The organism is Pectobacterium nicotianae, from assembly GCF_023272715.1.
GTDB classification, from domain to species: domain Bacteria; phylum Pseudomonadota; class Gammaproteobacteria; order Enterobacterales; family Enterobacteriaceae; genus Pectobacterium; species Pectobacterium brasiliense.
Genome location: NZ_CP096821.1, coordinates 2,754,540 through 2,779,356, shown reverse-complemented (window position 1 = coordinate 2,779,356; position 24,817 = coordinate 2,754,540). Strand labels below are relative to the sequence as shown.

At 51.3% G+C, this 24,817-nt stretch carries 23 protein-coding genes; 14 read left to right on the top strand and 9 right to left on the bottom strand.

Annotated elements, in window-relative coordinates:
- Position 1: 1 nt before the first annotated feature.
- The 5 genes from nudB to ruvB all read left to right on the top strand — a co-directional run bounded on the left by nudB (position 2) and on the right by ruvB (position 3,550).
- Entirely contained in the window at positions 2–445 is a 444-nt protein-coding gene (nudB, locus tag MYB54_RS12490; protein WP_205592763.1) for a dihydroneopterin triphosphate diphosphatase, read from the top strand.
- Positions 446–468: 23 nt separating this feature from the next.
- Positions 469–1,212, top strand: a complete 744-nt coding sequence (locus MYB54_RS12485; RefSeq protein ID WP_248720826.1) for a YebC/PmpR family DNA-binding transcriptional regulator — start codon at positions 469–471, stop codon at positions 1,210–1,212.
- An 89-nt stretch (positions 1,213–1,301) separates the two neighbouring features.
- A complete protein-coding gene (ruvC, locus tag MYB54_RS12480) occupies positions 1,302–1,823 on the top strand; it encodes a crossover junction endodeoxyribonuclease RuvC (protein ID WP_014915152.1) in 522 nt (173 codons plus the stop codon).
- Between the two features lie 91 nt (positions 1,824–1,914).
- Positions 1,915–2,532 carry a Holliday junction branch migration protein RuvA gene (gene ruvA, locus MYB54_RS12475; RefSeq protein ID WP_248720825.1) on the top strand — a complete coding sequence of 206 codons (618 nt, stop codon included), beginning with the start codon at positions 1,915–1,917 and terminating at the stop codon, positions 2,530–2,532.
- 7 nt (positions 2,533–2,539) lie between these two features.
- On the top strand, positions 2,540–3,550 hold the full coding sequence (gene ruvB, locus MYB54_RS12470) for a Holliday junction branch migration DNA helicase RuvB (RefSeq protein ID WP_039273297.1): 1,011 nt from the start codon (positions 2,540–2,542) through the stop codon (positions 3,548–3,550).
- Between the two features lie 76 nt (positions 3,551–3,626).
- On the opposite strand, the gene MYB54_RS12465 is transcribed toward ruvB, so the two are convergent.
- The 3 genes from MYB54_RS12465 to MYB54_RS12455 form a co-directional block, all read right to left on the bottom strand.
- Positions 3,627–5,006: a carbohydrate porin gene (locus MYB54_RS12465; RefSeq protein ID WP_039273298.1), complete on the bottom strand. Its 1,380-nt coding sequence runs from the start codon at positions 5,004–5,006 to the stop codon at positions 3,627–3,629.
- Between the two features lie 165 nt (positions 5,007–5,171).
- A complete protein-coding gene (locus tag MYB54_RS12460) occupies positions 5,172–5,477 on the bottom strand; it encodes a PTS lactose/cellobiose transporter subunit IIA (protein ID WP_248721969.1) in 306 nt (101 codons plus the stop codon).
- 164 nt (positions 5,478–5,641) lie between these two features.
- Positions 5,642–6,970, bottom strand: coding sequence for a PTS sugar transporter subunit IIC (locus MYB54_RS12455; RefSeq protein ID WP_039501341.1), 1,329 nt, complete (start codon positions 6,968–6,970; stop codon positions 5,642–5,644).
- Between the two features lie 461 nt (positions 6,971–7,431).
- On the opposite strand from MYB54_RS12455, the gene MYB54_RS12450 reads away from it, so the two are divergent.
- Positions 7,432–8,391 (top strand): LacI family DNA-binding transcriptional regulator, encoded by a 960-nt coding sequence (locus MYB54_RS12450; RefSeq protein ID WP_039273303.1) that lies wholly within the window; start codon positions 7,432–7,434, stop codon positions 8,389–8,391.
- A gap of 70 nt (positions 8,392–8,461) precedes the next feature.
- On the opposite strand, the gene znuB is transcribed toward MYB54_RS12450, so the two are convergent.
- Together znuB and znuC are read right to left on the bottom strand one after the other, a co-directional pair.
- Complete coding sequence (gene znuB, locus MYB54_RS12445; RefSeq protein ID WP_014915159.1) at positions 8,462–9,247, bottom strand: zinc ABC transporter permease subunit ZnuB; 786 nt, start codon at positions 9,245–9,247, stop codon at positions 8,462–8,464.
- On the bottom strand, positions 9,244–10,002 hold the full coding sequence (znuC, locus tag MYB54_RS12440) for a zinc ABC transporter ATP-binding protein ZnuC (protein WP_039273309.1): 759 nt from the start codon (positions 10,000–10,002) through the stop codon (positions 9,244–9,246). The genes znuB and znuC overlap by 4 nt, the downstream gene beginning before the upstream one ends.
- 76 nt (positions 10,003–10,078) lie before the next feature.
- On the opposite strand from znuC, the gene znuA reads away from it, so the two are divergent.
- The 3 genes from znuA to lpxM all read left to right on the top strand — a co-directional run bounded on the left by znuA (position 10,079) and on the right by lpxM (position 13,573).
- On the top strand, positions 10,079–11,080 hold the full coding sequence (gene znuA / locus MYB54_RS12435; RefSeq protein WP_014915161.1) for a zinc ABC transporter substrate-binding protein ZnuA: 1,002 nt from the start codon (positions 10,079–10,081) through the stop codon (positions 11,078–11,080).
- A 12-nt stretch (positions 11,081–11,092) separates the two neighbouring features.
- Positions 11,093–12,415 carry a murein DD-endopeptidase MepM gene (gene mepM, locus MYB54_RS12430; RefSeq protein WP_014915162.1) on the top strand — a complete coding sequence of 441 codons (1,323 nt, stop codon included), beginning with the start codon at positions 11,093–11,095 and terminating at the stop codon, positions 12,413–12,415.
- Between the two features lie 186 nt (positions 12,416–12,601).
- Positions 12,602–13,573, top strand: a complete 972-nt coding sequence (gene lpxM, locus MYB54_RS12425; protein WP_206555609.1) for a lauroyl-Kdo(2)-lipid IV(A) myristoyltransferase — start codon at positions 12,602–12,604, stop codon at positions 13,571–13,573.
- Between the two features lie 153 nt (positions 13,574–13,726).
- Here lpxM and pyk read toward each other — a convergent pair whose 3' ends face one another.
- Both pyk and MYB54_RS12415 read right to left on the bottom strand, forming a co-directional pair.
- Positions 13,727–15,169 (bottom strand): pyruvate kinase, encoded by a 1,443-nt coding sequence (gene pyk, locus MYB54_RS12420; protein WP_014915164.1) that lies wholly within the window; start codon positions 15,167–15,169, stop codon positions 13,727–13,729.
- A gap of 257 nt (positions 15,170–15,426) precedes the next feature.
- Complete coding sequence (locus tag MYB54_RS12415) at positions 15,427–16,296, bottom strand: MurR/RpiR family transcriptional regulator (protein ID WP_010275858.1); 870 nt, start codon at positions 16,294–16,296, stop codon at positions 15,427–15,429.
- A 383-nt stretch (positions 16,297–16,679) separates the two neighbouring features.
- Here MYB54_RS12415 and zwf point away from each other — a divergent pair, with 383 nt between their 5' ends.
- Together zwf and MYB54_RS12405 are read left to right on the top strand one after the other, a co-directional pair.
- On the top strand, positions 16,680–18,155 hold the full coding sequence (gene zwf / locus MYB54_RS12410) for a glucose-6-phosphate dehydrogenase (RefSeq protein WP_014915165.1): 1,476 nt from the start codon (positions 16,680–16,682) through the stop codon (positions 18,153–18,155).
- A 171-nt stretch (positions 18,156–18,326) separates the two neighbouring features.
- Positions 18,327–18,968, top strand: a complete 642-nt coding sequence (locus MYB54_RS12405) for a bifunctional 4-hydroxy-2-oxoglutarate aldolase/2-dehydro-3-deoxy-phosphogluconate aldolase (protein WP_010275853.1) — start codon at positions 18,327–18,329, stop codon at positions 18,966–18,968.
- 167 nt (positions 18,969–19,135) lie between these two features.
- On the opposite strand, the gene purT is transcribed toward MYB54_RS12405, so the two are convergent.
- Positions 19,136–20,314, bottom strand: coding sequence for a formate-dependent phosphoribosylglycinamide formyltransferase (purT, locus tag MYB54_RS12400; RefSeq protein ID WP_014915166.1), 1,179 nt, complete (start codon positions 20,312–20,314; stop codon positions 19,136–19,138).
- Positions 20,315–20,514: 200 nt separating this feature from the next.
- On the opposite strand from purT, the gene MYB54_RS12395 reads away from it, so the two are divergent.
- Complete coding sequence (locus tag MYB54_RS12395; protein ID WP_248720824.1) at positions 20,515–22,566, top strand: S9 family peptidase; 2,052 nt, start codon at positions 20,515–20,517, stop codon at positions 22,564–22,566.
- Positions 22,567–22,913: 347 nt separating this feature from the next.
- On the opposite strand, the gene MYB54_RS12390 is transcribed toward MYB54_RS12395, so the two are convergent.
- Positions 22,914–23,144, bottom strand: a complete 231-nt coding sequence (locus tag MYB54_RS12390; RefSeq protein WP_010275841.1) for a DNA polymerase III subunit theta — start codon at positions 23,142–23,144, stop codon at positions 22,914–22,916.
- Positions 23,145–23,516: 372 nt separating this feature from the next.
- Between MYB54_RS12390 and ftnA the strand changes: the two genes are divergently transcribed.
- Both ftnA and MYB54_RS12380 read left to right on the top strand, forming a co-directional pair.
- Positions 23,517–24,023: a non-heme ferritin gene (gene ftnA, locus MYB54_RS12385; RefSeq protein WP_010275837.1), complete on the top strand. Its 507-nt coding sequence runs from the start codon at positions 23,517–23,519 to the stop codon at positions 24,021–24,023.
- A 284-nt stretch (positions 24,024–24,307) separates the two neighbouring features.
- Complete coding sequence (locus MYB54_RS12380) at positions 24,308–24,664, top strand: YebY family protein (protein WP_080163711.1); 357 nt, start codon at positions 24,308–24,310, stop codon at positions 24,662–24,664.
- The last annotated feature ends 153 nt before the right edge of the window (positions 24,665–24,817 follow it).

Genomic DNA, 24,817 nt, shown 5'->3' with positions numbered 1-24,817 from the left:
GATGGTATACAAGCGACCCGTTTCGGTTCTGGTGGTGATTTATGCTCGTGACACCGGGCGGGTGCTGATGTTGCAGCGGCGTGACGATCCTGAATTCTGGCAGTCGGTAACAGGCAGCATAGAAGAAGGGGAAAGCGCGTCGTATGCCGCACAGCGTGAAGTCAAAGAAGAAGTTAACATCGATATATCCGCGGAAGCGTTATCACTCTTTGACTGTCAGCGCTGTATTGAGTTTGAGCTATTTGCTCATTTGAGACGTCGCTATGCGCCGGGGGTTACGCACAATACCGAACACTGGTTTTGTCTGGTGTTACCTGCTGAGCGCGAGGTGCAATTATCCGAGCATCTTGCTTACCAGTGGCTGGATGTGCCCCACGCGGCACAGCTAACCAAGTCCTGGAGCAACCGGCAGGCGATTGAGGAATTTGTTATTTATCCGGCCTGAACAGGCTTTTTTCGGAGATTTTTATGGCAGGTCATAGTAAGTGGGCTAACACAAAGCATCGTAAAGCAGCACAGGACGCCAAACGCGGTAAAATCTTTACCAAGATTATCCGCGAACTGGTTACCGCAGCCCGTCTGGGCGGTGGCGATCCGGGTTCTAACCCACGTCTGCGCGCCGCGATCGATAAAGCTCTGTCCAACAACATGACGCGCGATACGCTGAACCGCGCGATTGCCCGTGGCGTCGGCGGTGACGATGATGCCAACATGGAAACCATCATTTATGAAGGCTACGGCCCGGGCGGCACGGCCGTTATGGTGGAATGCCTGAGTGACAACCGTAACCGTACCGTTTCTGAAGTGCGTCACGCGTTTACGAAAACCGGCGGCAATCTGGGTACCGATGGCTCCGTTTCGTACCTCTTCACCAAGAAAGGCGTCATTTCTTACGCGCCGGGTCTGGATGAAGATGCGGTGATGGATGCGGCGCTGGAAGCCGGTGCCGATGATGTCGTGACGTACGACGACGGTGCTATTGACGTCTTCACGCCGTGGGAAACGTTCGGTGAGGTGAAGGACGCGTTAGACGCAGCTGGCCTGAAAGCGGAGTCGGCTGAAGTGTCGATGATTCCGTCTACCAAGGCGGATATGGATGCAGAAACGGCACCGAAGCTGATGCGTTTGATCGACATGCTGGAAGACTGCGACGATGTGCAGGAGGTTTACCACAACGGTGAGATCTCCGATGAGGTGGCTGAACTGCTGTAATGGCAGGTCGGTAATGCAACGTAGCAACAGCTATCTACACGGGCGGAGCGGCACGATGACAGTCGTAGCACCATGGCAATCATAGCACTATGACAATAATAGTCGGCATTGACCCCGGTTCGCGCGTGACGGGTTATGGCATTATCCGCCAGCAGGGTCGTCATCTGACGTATCTCGGCAGCGGTTGTATCCGTACCGTGGTGGATGACATGCCCACGCGATTGAAGCTGATTTACGCTGGCGTCAGTGAAATCATTACGCAATTTCGTCCAGACTGTATGGCGATTGAGCAGGTTTTCATGGCGAAAAACCCGGATTCAGCCTTGAAGCTGGGACAGGCGCGCGGTGTGGCTATCGTCGCGGGCGTGAATCAGGATCTGCCTGTGTTTGAATACGCGGCGCGGTTGGTGAAACAAACCGTGGTAGGAACGGGCGCGGCGGATAAAAAGCAGGTACAGCATATGGTTCGCTCACTGCTGAAACTGTCGGCCAGTCCGCAGGCGGATGCCGCCGACGCGCTGGCGATTGCCATTACTCACTGCCACTTTAGCCAAAGCCTGCTGCGAACCGCGGCGGTGAAAGTGAACCCGCTGGCAGGAAGACTGCGTTGAAACAGGAGGCTGGATATTCATCCAGCCTTTTTTATGTTATATACTCGTCATACTTCAAGCCATTCTTTCCCTACGTAAAAGGAAGCGCAACGTGATAGGTCGTCTCAGAGGCATTATTCTGGAAAAACAGCCGCCGCAGGTGCTGATAGAAGCTAACGGCGTGGGTTACGAAGTCCATATGCCGATGACGTGCTTTTACGAACTCCCTGAACTCAATCAGGAAGCGATCATCTTTACCCATTTTGTTGTCCGCGAAGATGCACAGCTGCTGTTCGGTTTTAATGATAAGCAGGAGAGGGCGCTGTTCCGTGAACTGATCAAAGTGAATGGCGTCGGGCCGAAGCTGGCGCTGGCGATCCTCTCCGGGATGTCCGCGACACAGTTTGTCAGCGCGGTTGAGCGCGAAGAAATCGGCGCGTTGATTAAACTGCCGGGCGTCGGTAAGAAAACGGCGGAAAGGCTGGTCGTTGAAATGAAAGATCGCTTCAAAGGCTTGAGCGGCGATCTGTTCAATCCAGTCAGCGATATTCCGCTGACCTCACCCGCTGCCGCAGACAGCCGTGTGAGCGATCCAGAAACAGAAGCCGCAGCGGCACTGGTTGCGCTGGGCTATAAACCACAGGAAGCCAGCCGCATGATTTCCAAGATTGCGCGTCCCGATGCTGACTGTGAAACCCTGATCAGGGACGCACTGCGCGCGGCGCTGTGAGGTATTCATGATAGAAGCCGATCGTTTAATTTCCGCTGACGCCGTTCCCGAAGAAGAATTTATCGACCGTGCGATCCGCCCTAAATTGCTCAGCGAGTATGTAGGGCAGCCGCAGGTGCGTGAGCAGATGGAAATTTTCATTCAGGCGGCCCGTAAACGCGGGGATGCGCTGGACCACCTGCTCATTTTTGGTCCTCCCGGTCTGGGGAAAACGACGCTGGCGAATATTGTCGCTAATGAAATGGGCGTGAATATGCGCACGACGTCGGGCCCGGTGCTGGAAAAAGCCGGCGACCTCGCCGCACTGCTGACTAATCTCGAACCGCATGATGTGCTGTTCATCGATGAAATCCACCGCCTGTCGCCCGTTGTGGAAGAAGTGCTGTATCCGGCAATGGAAGACTATCAGTTGGATATCATGATCGGCGAAGGGCCGGCCGCCCGTTCGATCAAACTCGATTTGCCGCCTTTCACGCTGGTTGGTGCAACAACGCGTGCTGGCTCGTTAACCTCGCCGCTGCGCGATCGTTTCGGCATTGTGCAGCGCCTGGAGTTTTATAAAGTTGAGGATTTGCAGTATATCGTCAGCCGTAGCGCACAGTGTCTAGGGCTGGATCTGACATCCGAGGGCGCGCTTGAAGTGGCGCGGCGCGCGCGGGGAACGCCGCGTATTGCCAACCGACTATTGCGACGGGTGCGCGATTTCTCCGAAGTTAAATCGGAGGGGGCGATTACCGGTGATGTGGCGACGCAGGCGCTGGATATGCTGGCGGTGGATACCGAAGGTTTTGACTACATGGACCGTAAGCTGCTGTTGGCGATCATCGATAAATTCATGGGCGGCCCCGTTGGGCTGGACAATTTAGCGGCAGCGATTGGTGAAGAGCGCGAAACCATTGAAGACGTGCTGGAGCCGTTTCTGATTCAGCAAGGGTTCATTCAGCGTACGCCGCGCGGTCGAATGGCGACGCAGCATGCCTATCGTCATTTTGGCTTAACGCGTGAAGATTTAAGTTAACGAGTGAAAAAACGTATCGCTTAAGAAATACTTTCCATACTCAGGGAGACCACGCGGTCTCCCTGAATTTATGTGATTAGAACCATGCTTCCCACATTGCCCCAACGTTGAACGAATCCAACTGCGTGTTGACGCCGGTCGTTGTCCGCGCGGTGTGCTTGTTATCCACTTCCCCGCCGGTGACATAGAAGCGCAGCATCGGTCTGAACTCCGGTCCCATGGCGATCGAGACATTCTGGGAAAGTGTCAGTTTCCATCCTTTGTTATCCCCTCCCTGACCGTAATCTACATGCTGGTAGCCCGCTTCAAGCCAGGTGGAATGCACATCATTCCAGAAATACATTGGTCGCACGATGGCATTGTAGTTACGACGATCGTCCTGGCTGGCTGAGTCATTCGAGTAGTCGTGGTAGGCCAGCAGGTATTCGACCTGCGTTTGCGGCGTGAATTTGTATTTGCCTTCAAAGCTGGCATAGAAGGTTTTCAGGTTGTCCGTTTTGTTGTAAACGCTGTTATCCGCATTGTTCGAATAGCGAGTGATAAACTGATTGAGGCTATTTTTCCCCGTGTGGCTCAGGACCGCGCCGCCTTGCCAGGCTTTCAGACGCGCATCGTTATCTACCGCTTTCGAGTCAAAACCGTAGTTTGCGTACAGCGCGAGATCCAACGGCCCCAGCTTGATGCCATGAACTTTGGACGTCAGCGCGTAATTGCCTTTATCGCCCGTACCAGAACTGCCAGTACAGCTGATGCGTGAAGGGTTCGCATTATTCGTGATTATTTCAGGGTTACAGGATTCCACGGCCGCGACGGCCGCGACATCAAATTGAATACCGCCGAGATCAAAGTTCTTTATCCCCGCGCCCTGACCGTCATGGTTCATCCAGAAGTAGTCGTTAATACCTTGCTGTGGGCGCTGGTGGAAATCACGTCCGGCCCAGAGATAGGCGTTAGGCTGAGAAGCAAAAAGGTTGGTGACGCCCGCATAGGCTTTTTTCAGGTTAACTTCGTCGCCCCAATGGTCGATCATCACGACGACATCCCAGATTGCGCCGTTGTCACTCTTGAAGGCCTTGGAAAGCTGGAATTCACCGCCATTGCCTTCATTGCCCAGACGACCCAGCGCGGAGGCACCGTTATAGGAACCGTCAACCGCAACATATTTCTGGTCGCCGCTCTGGAATTGCGCCCCATAACGCGCATAGCCTGTGAAGTTGATGCCATAAGGTATCGCCATGTCAGGTGTCTTGGGAGCGTCCGGCGTGGTCAGCGGGTCGACCTGTTTACTGGCAATCGCGTCTAATTTGGCCTGACGCTCAGCCAGCGCTTTTTCTACGGCCTGAGCAACGATACGATCTAATTGCTCTTGAGTAATAACGTCTTGTGCAAATGCGGAACCGGAGCAAAGGGCAGCCAGCACCGCCAGCGTAACGGGCAGTTTTTTGGAATTTGTCATAGTCATCTCAATTCGGTAAGTTATTTTCAGACAATAACCATCCCGCTCTGATTGACGTGAATAATGGCACGGCGCTCAGAACAAGGTGATTGTTATTTTTTTACAGGTACAGTTTAATTAAATAACTGACGTAATCGACCCTCCCTATAAGGGTATTAAAATGAACTATTGCCTCTGGTAAAGATGAATAATTTCTTCTGATAATTCGCGAGCGAGTAATGATGTCATTAAATGGTCTTGAGCATGCACCATAATTAACGTCATCGGCTGTCTGGCTTCTCCTGCATCCTGCTCAATCAGCTGGGTCTGCATATTGTGGGCCTTGCGCGCATAACCATCGGCTTCCTTCAACAGATTTTTGGCTTCATCAATGTTGCCTTTACGCGCGGCGTGTAGCGCCTCAAAACACAGGCTGCGCGATTGTCCAGCATTGACGATAATTTCCATTACTGCATCTTCTAATGTAATCATCATATGACCTATTTTTATGTGAACGAATATTCGCAGCATGTATTTTCTATGCCGCGTTCTTGAATGTCGTCTAGGTCGGTGAATGTGAATAATAAAAACACCCGACCCGGAACGCTTTATTTTCTTTCTTCTATTTAATAGCTATTACTGTTTTTATTAACCCATTAATTACTGCTCACTGTTTTCGTCAGTGACAGGTCGCCCTGTATTTTTTGTTCCTCGGTTTTCATTAATGTGCGTTCATAAGCTCGCAGGAACGGCAAATACATCAGCGCGGAAAACACCATGCACAGCAGGCACATGATTAGCGGGCTGAAACTCCAGTTTGCAGCCCACGATGCGCCAATGGGTGCTGGTGTTGTCCACGGCGTCAACGATACTACCTGCGCCAGCCATCCCATCTTGGTTGCGGTGTAAGCCAGCACGGCGTTAACCATCGGCACGAAGACAAAGGGGAGGAACAGCATTGGATTCATGATGATGGGCGCGCCGAACATGATCGGTTCGTTGATGTTAAAGAAGCTGGGTACGACGCCCATTCTGCCGATGGTGCGCAAGTGCGTGACCTTGCTGCGTAACAGCAGAAATGCCAGCGGTAGTGTCGAACCGACGCCACCAATCAACAAGTAGTGATCCCAAAAGCCCTGTAAATAGATATGTGGCAAGACTTCACCGGCTGCCAGCGCGGCCTGATTCACGGCCAGATTGGTCATCCAGAATGGATTCATGATGCCCGTGACAATCAGCGAACCGTGGATCCCCGAAAACCAGAAAAGCTGGCACAGCAGCACGGACAGAAGAATGGCAGGCAGCGAGTCTGAGGCGGACACCAGCGGTGCCAGCAGGTGCATAATCGCTTCGGGAATGATCATGCCTGTTTGCGCTTCAATGAAGAGATTGAGCGGATGCAGCGTTGCGACAATCACCAACACGGGAATGAGGATTTCAAACGAGCGGGCGACCCCCGTCGGGACTTCTTTCGGTAAGCGAATAGTAATGTTGTGCTTTTTCAGCGCCGCATAAACTTGGGTGGCATAGATAGACGTCAGTAAGGCGGTGAAGATCCCTTGTCCTGACAGATACTCGGTGGAAAGCTTGTCATCGGCATAAGGCGCGGCGACAAGCAGGAAAGCCATAAACGCCAGCAGGCCGGACATCACAGAATCGAGATTAAGCTGTCGCCCCAGACTGGCACCCACACCTACGGAGATGAAAAAGGTCATGAGCCCCATACTCAGCTCGAAAGGCAGCATCAACTGTGCGCGATAGGTGATAGAAAAATCGAGCCAGGTACGAGCGAATCCGACGGTGGTATCGGCAGAAAAGGGAGGGAAAATAAACACCAGCATAAATGAGCCGATGATCATAAAAGGTAGCGCGGCGGTAAAGCCATCGCGGATAGCGATCACATACTTTTGTTGCCCTAAACGCCCAGCCAGCGGGGTAATCGATTGTTCGATAGCGGCAATGATTGATTGATATACGGAACTCATGTGAACACCTTTTTTCGTGTGTCGCTGTAGCAGCGACAGCTCGTCACCAAGTATGTTATCGCCACGTTGTACGCCGTAACCCATTGTATCTAAACATCTTACGGAAATGTCGCGTGTGGCAGTCTTTTATAAACGTGAGCCTATACCTGTTATCTTTCTTCCGCTGCGGACCGCATTTTCCGCCACGCACAATGTAAAAAGTTATTGCTAATATGATTGGATATCATATGGAAACCGTTTTCCATGCAAAGAAAAGAGAAGTGTGATGACCGTCAAGATGTGATGATTTCTGGCGGTATTAATTAGATTTACATCACATCTTATTGGCAGAAATGCGCATTGGATGTTAAACGGATAATCGGTTTCCATGCTGGATAGAAACGGTTATACTGCGAAGCAACGCAATGCGCGGTTGGTATTCAGGGTTTTGAGTCAGATTTAGCGTTTTCCAGGGGCAAATGATGTCTACAATCAACGATGTATCGCGTTTAGCTGGGGTGTCTAAAGCCACAGTCTCCCGTGTGTTGAGTGGTTCACGCGGCGTAAAGGAAGCAAGTCGCCTTGCGGTGTTAAAAGCGGTTGATGAGCTTAAATATCGGCCGAATGTCATCGCCCAATCGCTGTTAAGTCAATCAACCGGATGTATTGGCGTCATTTGCGCTCAGGACAACATCAACCAGACGACCGGCTATCTTTATGCGCTGGAAAAACACTTCAGCCGACACCAAAAGCATCTCTTGTTGCGCTTTGCCAGCAGCAGGGCTGAAGTGATGAACGTGCTTGATGAGCTGACCAGCGGCCTGTGTGATGACATTTTAATCATCGGTGCGCGTTTTCCGCTGAATCTGGCCGATAAGAACATTATTCTGATCGATTGCATGGAAACGGATACCACGAATAGCCTGCAATTCGATCACGCTTTCGCCACAGAAACCGCGTGCAATTACCTGATTCGACAAGGAAGACGGCAAATTGCGCTGATCAATCCCGCCGCCAGCAGTTCAGCGGATCAAGTGCTTTTAGGGTATAAGCGGGCGCTGGAAAATAACTTCTTACCGTTCAACCGCAACCTGATCTTTATGGATGCATCTTCATCGTCGTCGGTGGCGCTGCAAGTGTTGCTTAATAACAGCACGACGCTGAATTTCAATGCGCTTCTGGTGGCGGATGAGCTGGAAGCCAAACGAGTTATCACACAGCTTCAGGCGTTTAATAAATCCGTGCCAAAAGACATCATGGTATTCAGCCTGGCGGGATCTCTCGATATCCCTGGCATTCCGGCGATACCGGCAATTGAATATTCGATGGATGCGATAGCGGCCAGAATCGTGTCCTGGCTCAATGAGAAAACACAGGATGTGCTGGGATCGTATGTCTTGCGGGGTGATTTAATCATTCCAGATATGGCGAACCGGAAATAAACGCTGTTCGTGCGGTCTTCAAAAGCCCTTCTGAATCACGTATTCGGAAGGGCTTTTTGTTATTGATTCTCTAGGCGGGTTGTCGCTTAATCAGGCTGACAATAAACAGCAGCGATGCGCACAGCACCACAGACGGCCCAGCGGGCGTATTGTAGCCAGCTGAAAATGCCAAACCGCCCGTTACGGCAATCATTCCTACAATAATCGCGATGCTTGCCATTTGTTCCGGCGTCCGTGCGAAGCGTCTGGCGCTTGCCGCAGGAATAATCAGCAGTGACGTAATGATCAGCGCACCAACAAATTTCATGGCGATACCAATCGTTAACGCGGTGGTCAGCATCAAGAGCAGCTTGGTGCGCTGTAGCTTCACGCCATCCACGTGCGCCAGCTCTGGGCTGATCGTCATAGAAAGTAGTGCGCGCCATTGCCAGCACATAATAGCTACAACAACGATGACACCCGCGGCGATCACCCACAGATCCTCTGTTGTGACAGAGAGCAAATCGCCAAACAGATAAGCCATCAGGTCCACGCGCACGTTATTCATCAGGCTGACGACCACCAATCCAAGCGACAGCGCGCTGTGTGCCATGATGCCGAGTAATGTATCGATAGCCAGGTAGGGGCGTCGCTCCAGCCAGACAAGCCCCAACGCCAGAATGAGCGTCACGGCAATAACGGCAGCAAACAGGTTGATGTTCAGCAGCAGGCCGAAGGCGACGCCGAGTAAAGACGCGTGCGCCAGCGTGTCGCCGAAGTAAGACATCCGTCGCCAGACGACGAATGAGCCGAGAGGGCCTGCCGCAATCGCCAGCAAAATCCCCGCCAGCCAACCGGGAAACAGCAGTTCTATCATGCGTCGTTTCCACCTTGTCTCTTCAAAATGATACGTCCTTGCAGATCGTGACGATGATTATGATGGTGGCGGTAAACCGCCAATTGCTCCGCGCCACGGTGGCCGAACATCGCTAAAAATTCGGGGTGAAGGGAAACGACTTCAGGCGTGCCGGAGCAGCAAACATGTTGATTAAGGCACAGGACTTCATCGGTTTTCGCCATCACCAAATGCAGATCGTGTGACACCATCAGCACGCCGCAGTGAAATTCCTGCCGCAATTGGTTAATGAGATCGTACAGCGCCAGTTGCCCATTGACGTCGACCCCCTGCGTCGGCTCATCCAGTACCAGTAGTTGGGGCTGGTTGAGTAGTGCGCGCGCCAACAGCACACGTTGGGTTTCGCCACCGGAAAGTTTCTGCATCGGCTGTTCCAGCAGATGTGCAGCCTGAACTCGCTTAAGCGCCGGTAAAATATCCTGCTTTTTCACGCCGGGCCGCAGTTGCATAAAACGGCTGACGGTCAAGGGCAGGGTAGTATCCAGATGCAGCTTCTGCGGAACGTAGCCGATACGCAGCGCGGGATCCCGTACCAGTGAGCCGGAGGTGGGGGACAATAGACCTAATACCACGCGCACCAGCGTCGATTTCCCTGCGCCATTCGGCCCGAGCAGCGTCAGAATTCGACCTGCTTGCAAGGTAAGAGAGATATCTGACAGAACCTTTCGGCTGCCAAATGTAACTGAAATATTATTAAGTGATACCAATGTGGACATAGAATTTGGTTTGCATAACTCATGTAACGTTATAATATAACAAATAACACCATAAAAATCGATGGGATCGACTTTCATGCAGCAATCTATTCAGCAAAAAAAATGGTTAAAAAATGTGTTTGTTGCCAGCGCGCTACTCGCAAGCGGGATGTCAATCAGCGCGGCATCCGCTGCGGTCATTACGTCAATTCGTCCTTTGGGATTCATTGCGTCGGCTATTGCCGATGGCGTGACGCCAACGGAGGTTTTGTTACCTGATGGCGCGTCACCCCACGATTATGCCTTGCGCCCGTCTGATGTCCAGCGTTTACAGTCCGCAGAACTGGTGATTTGGGTTGGGCCGGAAATGGAAGCCTTTCTCGGAAAGCCGTTAGCGAAAGTTTCACCTGAAAAGCAGATTACGCTTTCCGCGCTGCCAGCGATTAAATCTGGGCTGGAAAAAGAAGCCGGACACGATCATGAGGATGACCATGAACAGGCGCATGATGACCATGGAAAGGGGCACGATCATAGCCATGCCGCCCATGATGACGGCGACGATGGCCACCATCATGGTGAGTACAATATGCACATTTGGCTGTCGCCGGAGATGACAAAACAGGCGGCAATTGCCATTCATGCAAAATTATTGGAACTTATGCCTCAGAATAAGGACAAACTAGACGCGAATCTGCTTTATTTCACGGATAAAATCGGGCAAGCAGATGAAAAAATTGTTAAGATGCTAGCGCCTGTGCAGGGTAAAGGGTATTTCGTGTTCCATGATGCCTATGGTTATTTTGAGAAACACTACGGGTTAAGCCCTCTGGGTTACTTCACGGTTAACCCCGAAATCCAACCCGGAGCACAGCGTTTACATCAAATACGAACACAGTTGGTTGAGCACAAAGCCGTATGCGTTTTTGCTGAACCACAATTCAGGCCAGCCGTTATTAATGCTGTTGCCAAGGGAACTGACGTGCGCTCGGGTGTGCTCGATCCATTGGGAAGCAATATTGCACTGGGTAGAGATAGCTATGCCGATTTCTTGTTGCAGCTATCGAACCAGTATGTGAGCTGTCTGGAGGAAAAATCATGAGGATACGAATAAGTGCAGCAGATAGTCCGAACTATCGCTCTGGCGTATAACAGCTTACCTCGGCCCCATCGCGTCATGCTGGGGTCGCTTACCGTTGTGACATTGGCCGTTGCCGTTTGGCGGCCTTTTGTTTATCCCCACGTCGATGATGCCCCTGTCATCGTGAAAGATATCGATCTGGAAACCAGCCAGCTGCGTACGCTGACACCTGAAGCCAGTGAACCGATAGACCAACCCTCGCCGGATGATGAGATTCCACAAGATGAGCTGGATGATAAGGTTGCCGATGAAGGCGGCGTACATGAGTACGTGGTCTCTACGGGCGATACCTTAAGCAGCATTTTGACGCAGTACGGCATTGATATCGCGGATGTCACCCAGCTCGCCGAGCAGAATAAAGATTTGCGGAACCTGAAGATCGGTCAGCAAATTTCATGGGCTTTGGCAGAGAACGGCGACCTGCAAAGTTTGACCTGGCAGATGTCCCGCCGTGAAACACGCATTTATGAGCGTGTGGGTAACGATTTTAAAGAGCGTATTGAGACGCTGAAAGGCGAGTGGCGCAATAGCGTTCTGAATGGCCGTGTTAGTGGTAGCTTCGTTAGCAGTGCAAAAAATGCCGGTTTGACCAGCACCGAAGTGCGTGAAGTTATCAAAGCACTGCAATGGCAGCTGGATTTCCGTAAATTACGCAAAGACGATACCTTCTCTGTGCTGATGTCCCGCGAAATGCTCGATGGTAAAAGTGAGCAGAGCGAACTGGTCGGCGTCCGTCTGAATACCGGTGGCAAGGACTATTACGCGATTCGTGCAGAAGACGGTAAATTCTACGATCGTGAAGGTTCCGGTTTGACCCGTGGCTTTATGCGTTTCCCAACCATGAAACAATTTCGTATTTCCTCCAACTTTAACCCACGTCGTCTGAACCCGGTAACAGGGCGCGTCGCACCGCATAAAGGTGTCGATTTTGCCATGCCGGTCGGTTCGCCGGTTCTGGCCGTGGGGGATGGGGAAGTCGTGATTGCGAAACGCAGCGGTGCGGCAGGAAACTATGTTGCCATCCGTCATGGTCGTCAGTACACCACACGCTACATGCATATGCATCGCATCCTGGTTAAACCGGGACAGAAAGTGAAACGTGGCGATCGCATCGGATTGTCCGGTAACACGGGTCGTTCTACCGGCCCGCACCTGCACTACGAATTCTGGATCAACCAGCAGGCAGTCAACCCGTTAACGGCTAAACTGCCACGTTCTGAAGGGCTGGCGGGTAAAGAGCGTCGTGATTATCTGGCGCAGGTGAAAGAGGTCGTACCGCAGCTTAAGTTTGATTAATTCTACTGACTGCATGTTATGCCGGTGGCTTGCTGCCGGCATTTTCATTTATAGAACATTTGATAGAACACAGGTTCCTGATTTTTATTATCGAGCAAACGTGTTTTTGCGTAACTGTGGTCGGTGTTGCTAAACGCCGAGCGGCAATTATGATTATGTTTATTGATTGATCTGAAGAGTTTAGGCATGGAAAAAGAAAAAAAATCGAACGCTGAATTTGTTCCCCAGTTTCAACGCGCCTTTTTTCATCCGCGCTATTGGGGCGTTTGGTTAGGCGTTGGTGTGATGGCGCTCGCTGCCTATGTTCCCGCGCGATTAAGAAATCCGGTGCTGGGTGGGTTAGGGCGTTTTGTTGGGAGAATATCAAAAGGCGCACGCCGCCGTGCCCGCATTAATCTGCTGTATTGCATGCCGGAATTAACGGAAGCACAGCGCGAAGCTATCATCGATGACATGTTTGCGACGGCTCCTCAGTCGATGATCATGATGGTGGAAGTGGGAATTCGTAATCCGAAGAAAATCGAAAAATACGTTCGCTGGCATGGCGAAGACATTCTGGATCGTATTAAGGAACAAGATAAGAACGTGATTTTTCTGGTTCCGCACGGTTGGGGGGTTGATATCCCCGCGATGCTGCTGACCTCACGCGGCCAGCGTATGGCGGCCATGTTCCACAACCAGAAGAATGCGCTGGTGGACTACTGGTGGAATCGGTTACGTCGTCGTTTTGGTGGCCGCATCCATGCCCGTAATGATGGTATTAAACCGTTTATCAGCTCCGTGCGCTCTGGGTGTTGGGGCTATTATCTGCCCGATCAGGATCACGGCGCGGAGCACAGTGAATTCGTTGATTTCTTTGCGACCTATAAGGCAACGCTGCCTGCCGTTGGACGACTGATGAAAGTGTGTCGCGCTGACATCGTGCCGCTGTTCCCGGTGTATAACGCTAAAGACGGCTGCCTCGATGTGTTTATTCGCCCGCCGATGGACGACTTGGCGGACGCGGATGATGCATACATTGCACGGCGTATGAACGAAGAAGTTGAAATTCTGGTCAAACCGAATCCTGAGCAGTACACCTGGATTCTGAAACTGCTGAAAACCCGCAAGCCGGGTGAAATTGAACCGTACTGTCGGGATGATTTATACCGCGACTAGTCTATACGGTAGATAACAGTGGGCTGATAGGCCGCAGAGATAAAAAAGCCGGACGAGAAATCGTCCGGCTTTTTGCTATTACGTTTTTTTGGTCTCACGCTTCGCGCTATCACAACCGTCCGCTCACTCAGCCGCGGACGGTTGTGACAATGATTATTCCACGCGCAGGATGCGGATCGTGTTGGTGGTACCCACGGTACCCATGATGTCACCCTGTGTGACGATGACCAGATCCCCAGACATCAGGAACCCTTTATCGCGCAGCAGGATCACTGCATCATTGGCGGCAGCGACGCCGTCCGTGTAGCTGTCGAAATGCACGGGAGTAACGCCACGATACAGCGCGGTCAGGTTCAGCGTGTGCTCATGACGAGACATAGCGAAAATCGGCAGACCGGAACTGATACGGGACATCATCAGGGCGGTACGACCCGATTCCGTCATGGCGATCAGCGCCGTCACCCCTTTCAGGTGGTTGGCGGCGTACATGGAAGACATCGCGATGGATTCTTCGGTGTTATCAAACTGTACGTCAAGGCGGTGCTTGGAGACATTAATGCTTGGGATCTTCTCCGCGCCTAAACACACTTTCGCCATGGCGGCGACGGTTTCAGCCGGATATTGGCCCGCAGCGGTTTCCGCCGACAGCATCACGGCATCGGTGCCATCCAACACGGCGTTAGCGACGTCCATCACCTCTGCACGCGTTGGCATCGGGTTGGTGATCATCGATTCCATCATCTGCGTAGCGGTAATGACCGCACGGTTCAACTGACGGGCGCGACGGATCAATTTCTTCTGAATCCCCACCAGCTCTGGGTCGCCGATTTCAACGCCCAGATCGCCCCTCGCCACCATCACCACGTCGGAAGCCAGAATAATGTCATCCATTGCAGCATCTGAGCAGACGGCTTCAGCGCGTTCAACTTTTGATACGATCTTGGCGTGACAACCCGCATCACGCGCGAGGCGACGTGCGTAGTTGAGATCTTCACCGGTACGAGGGAAAGAGACGGCCAGATAGTCGACGCCAATTTTTGCGGCAGTAATAATGTCGGCTTTATCTTTTTCCGTCAGGGCTTCGGCAGACAGACCGCCGCCGAGTTTGTTGATGCCTTTATTGTTGGACAGCGGACCACCAACGGTGACTTCGGTATACACTTTCAGGCCTTCAACCTGAAGGACTTTCAACTGCACTCGGCCATCATCCAGTAACAGGATATCGCCAGGGACCACGTCGCTCGGCAAGCCTTTGTAATCGATTCCGACTTTTTCTTTATCGCCTTCGCCTTTCGCTAAGTTGGCATCCAGCAAGAATTTGTCGCCGATATTCAGGAAAATTTTACCTTCTTTGAAGGTAGAAACACGAATTTTTGGACCCTGTAGATCGCCAAGAATGGCAACATGGCGGCCTAATTTAGCCGCAATTTCACGAACTTTGTTGGCACGTAATAGATGATCTTCTGGCGTGCCGTGAGAAAAATTCATGCGTACTACGTTCGCGCCCGCACTGATAATCTTTTCGAGATTATTATCACGGTCGGTAGCGGGCCCCAGGGTGGTGACAATTTTGGTTCTTCTGAGCCGTCTGGACATGTATAACTCCGTTCACTTGTGAAGCTGTAGTGTTGCGATTAAGCGTCGAATAACGGTGCAAAATGTCACTTTACAACAAAACTATTTCACCTGCGTTATCCGAACATCGTGTTGAGTCTGATTATCATACTGTACAGGTAATCCCTGCCATCTTTCCATGCCTGTAGTCTGTGACCATATCAAGATGAAGGGGTAGATGATACCGCTCATTTTTCATAGGTATAACTCAAAAACAAAGCACAACATAAACTTATCTATCACCTGAAGGGATTAATCAATCGCTCGTCTTTATCAAAGCGAGATTCCCGCAGGGCCTCTTTGACCCGTTTCAGGTTATCACGAAATTTTTCCCCGCGGCGCAGCGTGAACCCGGTCGCCAGAACGTCGATCAACGTCAACTGAGCGATGCGGGACACCATCGGCATGTAGACATCGGTATCTTCAGGCACATCAAGTCGCAAGGCCAACGACGCCTCACGCGCCAGCGGTGTGCCGTCCGAGGTGATGGCGATAACGGTCGCGTCGTTCTCGCGTGCCAGCTGTGCCATTTCGACCAGACTTTTGGTTCTGCCCGTGTGGGAGATCAATACCACGACGTCGCCGTCGCTGGAATTCATACAGCTCATGCGCTGCATAACGATGTCATCGAAATAGACAACGGGGATATTGAAGCGGAAAAATTTGTTCATCGCATCATGTGCGACAGCGGCGGAAGCGCCCAGGCCAAAGAAAGAGATTTTCTTCGCCTGTGTCAGCAAATCCACGGCGCGGTTGACGGCGGTGACATCCAGACTGGACTTCACCTGCTCCAGGCCAGCCATGGCGGATTCAAAAATTTTACTGGTATAGGCATCAACGCTGTCATCTTCTTCAACGTTACGGTTCACATACGGTGTACCGTTTGCCAGACTTTGCGCCAGATGTAGTTTAAAATCGGGAAAACCTTTAGTTTCAAGGCGGCGACAGAAACGATTAACCGTTGGCTCGCTGACATCGGCCATTTTGGCTAAGGTCGCGATGCTGGAGTGAATGGCTGTTTGTGGCGTGCTCAGGATCACTTCAGCAACTTTTCTTTCTGATTTGCTCAGGAGTTCCAGGTGGCTCTGGATTTTTTCCAGCATATTCATACGACAAGGGCCATGTAAGTTTTTTCCAATTTCAACTAAAGGTACACTGGCATGCATTACGTGAAAAAATGTAAGTCGTGAAAATATACTACGACCCTGTAGTGGTTGGCAGAGGGCAACAGGCTAAGTTGGGTCCTTTTTTTGCCAGAACATGACATGTGTCTAACTTTCAGAAAAGTAATCGACTGTCAGAAACGACGAAAAATTTCGTTTTAGGGCGAATGCATAAGTGACTTCAGCCACTGCACAGACCGATTTATGCATGGTTTTCAGTCAATCCCGACCATTATTTGGCATTTTTATGATGGGTTTACTGGCTGTAGTCAAAAAGAGTACATTATCGCTGTAATAAAATTACAGCATCCTGCAACGAGGAGATGAACATGGCGGTAACTTCAACAGCCCAAGCGTGCGATCTGGTTATTTTCGGAGCTAAGGGCGATCTGGCACGCCGTAAATTGCTGCCTTCCCTTTACCAGTTGGAAAAAGCAGGTCACATCCATGCGGACACCCGAATTATCGGGGTGGGCCGTGCGGATTGGGATAAAGCGGAGTATACCCGCGTCGTGCGCGAAGCGCTTGACACCTTTATGAAAGAAGCCATCGACGATAAGTTGTGGGAAACGCTAAGCAGTCGGCTGGATTTCTGCAATCTTGATGTGGAAGACACCAAAGCCTTCAACAAGCTGGGCAAGATGCTTGACCAGAAAAATCGTACCACCATCAACTATTTTGCCATGCCGCCGAGTACATTCGGTGCGATCTGCAAAGGGTTGGGAACGGCAGGGCTGAATAAAGAGCCCGCGCGCGTGGTAATGGAAAAACCGCTGGGTACCGATCTGGCGTCTTCTCGCGTCATTAACGATCAGGTCGCGGAATTCTTTAACGAGTGTCAGGTTTACCGCATCGACCACTATTTGGGTAAAGAGACCGTTCTGAACCTGCTGGCGCTGCGTTTTGCCAACTCGCTGTTCTCCTCAAACTGGGACAACCGGACGATCGACCATGTGCAGATCACGGTAGCCGAGGAAGTCGGGATTGAAGGGCGCTGGGGCTATTTCGATAAAGCCGGCCAGATGCGCGATATGATCCAGAACCACCTGTTACAGATTCTGACGATGATTGCGATGTCGCCGCCGTCTGATTTGACGACCGACCGCATCCGTGATGAAAAAGTGAAAGTGCTGCGTTCACTGCGTCGTATCGATCGCTCCAACGTGCATGAAACCACCGTTCGCGGCCAATACACGTCTGGTTTTGTTCAGGGACATAAAGTACCGGGCTATCTGGAAGAAGAGGGTGCGAACAAAAGCAGCAGCACGGAAACCTTCGTCTCGATTCGCGTTGATATCGATGACTGGCGCTGGTCTGGTGTGCCGTTCTACCTGCGTACTGGTAAACGCCTGCCGACCAAATGTTCAGAAGTGGTGGTGTACTTTAAGAACCCTGCGCTGAACCTGTTCCATGATTCCTACCAACAACTGCCGCAGAACAAGCTGATCATTCGCTTGCAGCCGGATGAAGGTGTGGAAATCCAGATTCTGAACAAAATTCCGGGGCTAGAGCATAAGCACCGCCTGCAAACAGTGAAGCTGGATCTGAGCTTCTCGGAAACCTTTAATCAGCAGCATTTGGCCGATGCTTACGAGCGTCTGCTGCTGGAAACCATGCGTGGGATTCAGGCGCTGTTTGTCCGTCGTGATGAAGTTGAAGAAGCCTGGAAATGGGTGGACTCCATCATGGATGCGTGGGCGATGGACAACGATGCACCGAAACCGTATCAGGCAGGAAGCTGGGGGCCGGTGGCATCTGTGGCGATGATTACCCGCGATGGCCGTTCCTGGAATGAGTTTGAGTAATTTTTTGGTAATACGTCAGTAATGGGGGGCTGGCCGACAATGGTCGGCCTCCCACAGTTTTTAATGTATGGCTCACGGTGCGGTCGGACATCTGCGGCGACGCAGATCCCTGTGGCAGGGGCGCGCTATATAATTAATGATGCCCTCGGGCATGACTGGAGATAACTTTTGATGAAAAACTGGAAAACGAGCGCGGAACAGATTTTGACAACGGGTCCCGTTGTTCCTGTGATTGTGGTCAACAAACTGGAACACGCGGTGCCGATGGCAAAAGCGTTAGTCGCGGGCGGCGTTCGCGTTCTGGAACTGACATTGCGTACCGACTGTGCCATCGAAGCGATTCGCGCGATTGCCAAAGAAGTACCGGAAGCTATCGTGGGTGCGGGTACGGTAACAAACCCTGAGCAACTGGCTGCGGTGGTTGAGGCGGGTGCGCAGTTTGCCATCAGCCCAGGCCTGACCGAGCCGCTGCTGAAAGCCGCAACGGAAGGCAACATCCCGTTGATCCCGGGTATCAGCACCGTATCTGAACTGATGCTGGGTATGGATTACGGCCTGCGTGAGTTCAAATTCTTCCCCGCGGAAGCTAACGGCGGCGTGAAAGCGCTCCAGGCGATCGCAGGTCCGTTTGCTCAGATTCGTTTCTGCCCAACGGGTGGCATTACGCCGAATAACTACCGCGACTATCTGGCGCTGAAAAGCGTGCTGTGCGTGGGTGGTTCATGGCTGGTGCCGAACGACGCGCTGGAAAGCGGTGATTACGCACGTATTACTGAACTGGCGCGTGAAGCCGTTGCGGGTGCAAAAGCTTAAGTTTGCTCGTGACTGAATGACGAAGGCCACTCACTGCGAGTGGCCTTTTTTATGACGGACATCCTTGTCCGTCACCCTCCGGGCCGTCGCAAGCGACGTTGAAAAACGTTCCCTACGTTTTTTTATGGCGGACATCCCTGTCCGTCATCCTGCGATCAATGAATGTATCAGCCGCTGACTTTTACGCCCGCTGCAACGCGCTTGGCGATGGCGACAGCATCATCCGTGGTTTCCGCACTGGCTAACGCGACACCCATACGGCGTTTGCCGCTGATATCCGGTTTACCAAACAGGCGAATTTGCGTATGAGGCAACAGTGCGCCTTCCAGCCCCTGATAACGCACGTTGGTGCTATCCAGTTCCGGTAAAATCACGGCGGAAGCCGATGCGCCATACTGACGCACTGCGCCAATGGGCAGCCCCAGGAACGCGCGAACGTGCAGCGCAAACTCGGACAGATCCTGAGAAATCATCGTCACCATGCCGGTATCGTGCGGGCGAGGGGAGACTTCACTGAAAATAACCTCATCGCCGCAGACGAACAGCTCCACGCCGAACAGGCCATAGCCGCCGAGCGCTTTCACGACATCGCTGGCCATCTTCTGTGCGCGTTCCTGCGCCAGCGCGCTCATCTGCTGTGGTTGCCAGGATTCACGATAGTCGCCGTCTTCCTGTCGATGACCGATTGGCGCACAAAAATGAATGCCGTCAACCGCATGGATCGTCAGTAAGGTGATCTCAAAATCAAAATTAACCAGTCCTTCCACGATGACGCGTCCGCCGCCTGCTCGTCCACCCTGCTGGGCATAGTGCCACGCCTGATCTAACTGCTCAGCAGAGCGAATCAGGCTTTGCCCTTTACCAGAGGAACTCATGACCGGCTTAACAATACAAGGGTAGCCAATCGCCTCTACCGCCTGACGAAAGTTCTCTTCGCTGTCGGCAAAACGGTAGGTGGAAGTGGGAACGCCGAGTGTTTCAGCGGCCAGACGACGGATACCTTCGCGATTCATCGTCAGGCGCGTCGCTTCGGCACAAGGAACAACATGGTGACCCTGCTTTTCCAGCGTCACCAGCATGTCAGTTGCGATGGCTTCGATTTCCGGCACGATGTAATCAGGACGTTCGGCTTCAACCAACGCTTTTAATGCATCGCCATCCAACATATTGATGACGTGGCTGCGATGCGCAACCTGCATGGCGGGGGCATCGGCATAGCGATCGACCGCAATCACTTCGATTCCCAGACGCTGACACTCAATCGCCACTTCTTTGCCTAATTCACCGGAGCCAAGCAGCATCACTCGTGTGGCATCCGCACGCAGGGCGGTTCCAATTGTTAACATAACCTTATACCTGATCGGGTTGTGAAAAATGGCCGCAGTATAAACGAAAACGTTTGCGTGCGCATTAATGAGGGCGGGCGGTGGAATGCGATGCGCAAAAGCGCACCAAGAGATAAGGACGTGGCTTGGCATTGCCGGGCAATCGTGCCACTCTTCTTACAAAGCGAAAATTTTATGTCAAGACAACGAGATCCGACGCCATGAAGACACCGCAAGCTGAAAAAAGACCCCATGCACTAAGTACACATGGCGATACGCGTATCGACAATTATTACTGGCTGCGTGATGACCAGCGTACCGATCCACAGGTGTTGGACTATCTGAAGCAGGAAAACGCCTATAGCGAAGCCGTCATGGAACCTCATAACGCACGCAAGCGGGCACTGTATGACGAAATGGTTAAACGCATTCCGTCGACGGATATGTCTGTGCCGTATGTCAGAAAAGGCTATCGTTACCAAAGCCGCTATGAGCAGGGGAAAGAGTACGCCATCTATCTGCGTCAGCCTGAGCAGGCAACAGATGCGTGGGAAACGTTGCTGGATGGGAATCAACGTGCGGAAGGGCATGAATTTTACAGTCTCGGCACGCTTGAGGTTAGCCCTGACAACACGCTGCTGGCGCTCTCGGAGGACTTTTTATCCCGTCGGCAGTACACGCTTCGTTTTCGCGATCTAAACAGCGGCGAGTGGTTACCGGATGTGATCGAAAATGTGACCGCAGGGGCGGAATGGTCGGCGGATTCGACGGTTCTGTATTACGTGCGTAAACATGAGCAAACGCTGTTGCCATATCAGGTCTATCGCCACCGTCTGGGAAGCGATCCGGCGTTGGATGAGCTGATCTATGAAGAGAAAGACGACACCTATTACGTTAGCCTGAGTAAAACGACATCAGAGCACTACATCACCATTTATCTCAGTAGCACGACGACGAGCGAAGTGTTGTTGCTTGACGCGACGCGCCCGGATGCGTTGCCGCAGATAGGCATTCCACGTCGAAAAGATCATGAATATGGCATCGATCACTATCAGGATAAGTTTTATCTGCGCTCCAATCGGGAAGGGAAAAATTTTGGCCTCTACCGTTCGGATAGGCCCGATGAGCAAACGCTGGAAACGCTGATTGCACCACATGAACACCGTGTACTGGAAGGTTTTGAGCTGTTCCGTGACTGGCTGGTGGTTGAAGAACGTGAGCGCGGTTTGACCCGCTTGCGCCAGATTCACTGGCAGACGCAGGAAGAAAAAGCGATCACCTTTAATGATGCGAGCTATGTGACGTGGCTATCGTACAACCCTACGCCAGAAACGGCATTGATGCGGTATGGCTATTCATCAATGACAACGCCCAGCACGCTGTATGAATTGAATCTGGACACAGGCGAGCAGCAGTTACTTAAACAAGCCGAAGTGAAAGATTTCTCACCGGACAATTACCGGAGCGAGCGCTTGTGGATCACGGTTCGGGATGGCGTCGATGTTCCCGTTTCCCTCGTTTATCATCGCGATCATTTCAGCCCAGGCAAGAACCCGATACTGGTCTACGGCTATGGTGCTTATAGCCATAGCATGGATCCGGATTTTAGCGTTAGCCGTCTGAGTCTGCTGGACAGAGGGTTCGTCTTTGCCTTAACGCACATTCGCGGTGGCGGTGAGCTGGGTCAGCAGTGGTACGACGATGGCCGCCTGCTCAATAAAATGCATTCCTTCACTGACTTCATCGATGTGTCTCAGGCATTGATAGAAAAAGGTTATGGCGACAGGAACAACATGTTTGCTATGGGGGGCAGTGCGGGCGGGCTATTGATGGGCGCAGTAGTGAACATGGCTCCCGATCTATTCAAGGGCGTTGTTGCTCAGGTTCCCTTCGTTGATGTGCTGACGACAATGCTGGATGAGTCTATCCCATTAACGACCGGCGAGTATGACGAGTGGGGCGATCCGAATGAACAAATCTATTATGACTACATCAAGCAATATAGCCCCTATGACGGTATTACCGCGCAACGCTATCCGCATTTGCTGGTGACGACCGGGTTACACGACTCTCAGGTTCAGTATTGGGAACCTGCAAAGTGGGTGGCGAAATTACGTGAAGTTAAAACGGACGATCGTCTGGTGCTGCTATACACCGATATGGATGCCGGGCACGGCGGAAAATCCGGTCGTTTTAAACGTTACGATGATATTGCGTTGGAATATGCTTTTCTGCTGATGGTGCTTGAAATGGTTGAGGAAGCGCACGAATAACGCGTTGGTTATGAGGGTAAACCCGTTTTCGGGTTTACCCGATCGGCATGGCACATTACTTAGGTCATATCACGACTCAGGTAATATCAGCCTGCGGTTTCTTTGCCCTTTTATCGGCCCGTTTTTCAGCGGCCGTTTTCAGGGGCTTCTTCTTACTGTTCTTTTTGCTATCCAGACCTTTACTCATATCTTGCCTCGCGTGATAAAAGGGTAGGTTGCCACTCCATTAACCTCTTGTGCGGGCCGATATGCAAGCAGAAAATCGTTTTTGCTGTGTAAGAATGTAACCCGTGGAAAGGGATGTTTTCCACGGCAAGGTCGTCGTAGGTTGGAATGAAAGGATAAGCCTACTTAGACTTCGGTTCGTAGGGTAAGCGAGAGAACTGTAGTGAGCGCTGGCGATAAAACATCACGCGTTCGCGAAAATAGTCACGCAAGTACTCGGGTTGCTCTCTCTCAACGACCTCGGGAATGACCGGCATATTGTAACGTTCTTTGAAGGCCACGCCTGATGCCGCCAAGTCTACGTTAACTTTATCCATCTCTTCTTTGGACAATTCTGCCAGATTGTATCCCATACCGTTTTCTCCTGCCTATTGGCCACAGACTGATGCGTGCCACGGTAAAGTAGTGACAGGAAAATGGCAAGCGTTCACCTTATTATGTGGATGTTTATTATTCTCATTACGAAATGGGAATCATTTTTAATACAAATGTACCATACATAATATCGCTCGTAGTTGTTATTTTTGATAATAAAAATGATTCGCAATAATATATTTTCTCTAAGACTTAAGTGATAATAAATATCAATAACATGAATTTTAACTTGTTGTTTGTATGGTGTTTTTTGTTTATTGAATATCAATGTTAATAAAGTGTTTTTTATTTTATTTTTTCAGGCATAATGCCCTGAATAATTTCACCTGCCGGGAAAATAGGGAGTTAACATGTTAAAAAAAGAAATGATTCAGAAGCTGAATGAGCAACTTAATCTGGAGTTTTATTCCGCGAATTTGTATCTGCAAATGAGCGCATGGTGCGGTGACAAAGGTTTTGAAGGCGCATCCAGTTTCCTGAAGACGCATTCTCAGGAAGAAATGCAGCACATGCAGCGCCTGTTTGACTATCTGGACGACACAGGAAGCCTGCCTGTATTAGGCGCGATTGCTGCACCGCCGATTGATTTTGATTCACTGGCTGATGTCTTCAAGCTGACCTATGAACACGAACAGCTGATCACCGCAAAAATTAATGAGCTGGCGCATGAGGCGATGGCGCTGCAGGATTACTCTACATTCAACTTCCTGCAATGGTACGTTGCAGAGCAGCACGAAGAAGAGAAATTGTTCCGTTCTATTCTGGACAAATTGGCGTTAGTCAAAGCCAGCGAAGGCGGCCTGTTCTTCATCGATCAGGACCTGAAAAAAATGTCTGCGGCGGCCCCGTCAACCTAATGACAAGCGGCGCTTCTGTCGGCCAATGAGTCGTTGAATGATGCGGGATAATGTTCTCCTTATCCCGCCATTTTCCCCTCCCGAACCCCCTTTCTACCAGTACCAAACTACCGATATTATTCCTGAACACCACACTCGACTTCACCTTCCTCTGTCGCTATGATCGGATCAGTCGTGATATACAACATTCTGTTTTATAAGGGTTGAGGCTGTCTTTCTCTGATTCGGATAAGGCTGCAAAACTCACACACATCATTGTTTGAATACGCCATGTCGGGAATACCATGATGAAGAAATTTTTGCTATCTATCGTGCTTACTTCACTTTCTGTGAATGCCTTTGCTGCCGCTAAACTGGCAAATATAAGCCGGTTTGAATACGGCGATCGCTGGGCTTTCACGCGTGAAGAAGTTCAACTGATTTGCCGCCCCGGCAATGCGCTGTACGCCTTACATACCGGGACGCTGATGCAATATCCGCTAAACGATGTTGCCATTGCGCAAATGAAAGCCGGGCAGGTGAGTGCGCAGCCGATAGACGCGATCTGGCTGGACGACCCTAAGCATCCCGGACAGAAAAAAAGCCTTCAGCCATTTATTGAACGTGCAGAGCAGTTGTGTAAGCCAGACGCTAAACCATGAAGTGATTGATTTACCTATTGATGTTAAATAATTACTTCTTTATGGTTAAGATAAAGTGTGAAATCTGTTCCATTTGTGATGATTGCGAATAGGTTAAAGCTGGAAAACGCGAGGTAGTTGGCTAAGCTTAAGTCTACAGGGCTAGTACAGCTT